The following is a 1,853-nucleotide window of genomic DNA, read 5'->3' on the forward strand; positions in this document are numbered from 1 at the left end:
CCTATAAAATTTCCTCTTAGTCAAAATAATAGTTGTACATGTAATATTTCAAAACCAGCTAAAAATTTTAAAGAACTCATTTCTTTGGTAAAACAAGCAGAAGAAGTTCTTATAAAGAATGGATATGAAAGCATGGGAGATAGGATTAGTATATTGAGAGGAATATATTATGGTACTGAATGGAGTCTAGACTACAAAGTAGAGAAAAGTAAAATTAGAAATATTGCTTTTAATGAGTTTTATGTAGGAAGTAGTGTTGTAGCTGATGCAAGGGATGTTCTTAAATGTTGCGAATTATGTAAAGCAAACTTATTTAATTCTTTATTTGATAGTTTTGAAGTGTTTGATAGTAAACATAAAGCTGTAGATTTTGGTCATATAATAATTGGATTAGATGCTAGAAGAAGTTATATTGCAAAAAATATGACTATGCAAGGAGGAACAGGTTTAGAAATATGTACTTGGGTAGGTGATTTAGGAGGAGGTGTCGGTAAATTATCAAATGATAGGATAAAAGAACCTAAAAAGAGAGCAAAAATTCTTTTTCCTGTAGAAGGTAGTAGTTATGGTGCTATGGTAAATATAGAGGGGGACGTAGCTGCTTATATAGTAGGTAGTAAAAGTGAGAGTTCTGATATTAAAGACCCTACAGAAACATTTACAACAATACATGAAGCTTTAGAATATTATTTTAATAATCAATGGAATAAAAGAGCATACCTATTTTTAACTTTACTAGGTGCAACTTTCGAAAATAAAAGGCTTAAAAATAAAGATGAACTTCTCAATAAATTCGCAAGAGCATTTAAAGATTTTGCTTTTTGGTATTTGGCAGTTCGATTAAAGGATAAAAATAGAGATGGAGACTTAAATTTAGCTTCTTCATACTTTGAACCTGTATCAGAGGAAGTGGCGTCTATATTTTTAGACGCACTTATGTATTCATTTAATAATCCTAATGATATGATAATAGGTAGAGCTGATCCTGACCCTAAACCTAAAGTATATTCAGACCTTAATAAAATTAATGATACTGTCGAAGAAGTGAAGAAAAAAGTCTCGAAAATATATAGAAAAACAAAAGAAAAGGCTTCGGAATTTTACAAGAAAATAGAAAATATAGACCTAAATCCATTTGACTAATGAAATTATACTGGAGAATAATAATTATAGTATCAACTGTTTTCTTTTTTTTAATGATACTATCTGTAATAAATATTTTTTTAGACTGTAAAATTCAAGTACTAGATAATTTGTTGATGATTATTTTTTTTTATGCACCTTGGATTGAAGTTATATTATTTCCTATATCACTAATTATGTATATATATAATTATAAATTTGAGAAGAACTATTTGCCTATTTATGCTCTTGTTCTTCTACCTTTATTTTTTCTTATAAAGATTTTTATTTATCTAATAATTCTTTTTTTTCTTAGCTTGTAAGAGATAATTAAAAAGAACAAATATTGCTGGTGCGTTGATTTTAAAGGTTAAATAAATTAGGTTGTTCTATTTCGATTTTATCTTTATATCTGACAATCAGGTCTTTAATAAGTTTTTTATCAAATAGAGAAATTCTGAATATTTCAATTATTTGATATATAGTTAATTCACTTTTTGATATATGCTACTATTAGATAGGTTATTATTGCTACCCATATATGAATCTTAACAGCATTTTCTGAATGCCCCCAAAGTTTCTTTATAGATAAATTCTGCTTTATCCATTTGAAAAAGATCTCTATTTGCCAGCGTCTTTTATATAAATTCGCTATCTCTAAAGCAGATGCTTCAAAGTTATTGGTTAGAAATTCAAATGTTTCATCTTTTTCAGCATCATAATAACCTACT

The 1,853-nt window shown here is 27.5% G+C and carries 2 protein-coding genes; one reads left to right on the forward strand and one right to left on the reverse strand.

Going from position 1 to position 1,853, the window contains the following annotated elements; all coding sequences use genetic code 11:
- Positions 1-1,143: hypothetical protein (locus tag HMPREF9071_RS11615; RefSeq protein WP_009401518.1), on the forward strand; the 1,143-nt coding region annotated here is incomplete at its 5' end.
- 469 nt (positions 1,144-1,612) lie between these two features.
- On the opposite strand, the gene HMPREF9071_RS11625 is transcribed toward HMPREF9071_RS11615, so the two are convergent.
- On the reverse strand, positions 1,613-1,853 hold a 241-nt coding region (locus HMPREF9071_RS11625), incomplete at its 5' end, for a transposase (protein WP_040358818.1).

The sequence above is a fragment of the Capnocytophaga sp. oral taxon 338 str. F0234 genome (genome assembly GCF_000192225.1).
GTDB lineage: Bacteria > Bacteroidota > Bacteroidia > Flavobacteriales > Flavobacteriaceae > Capnocytophaga.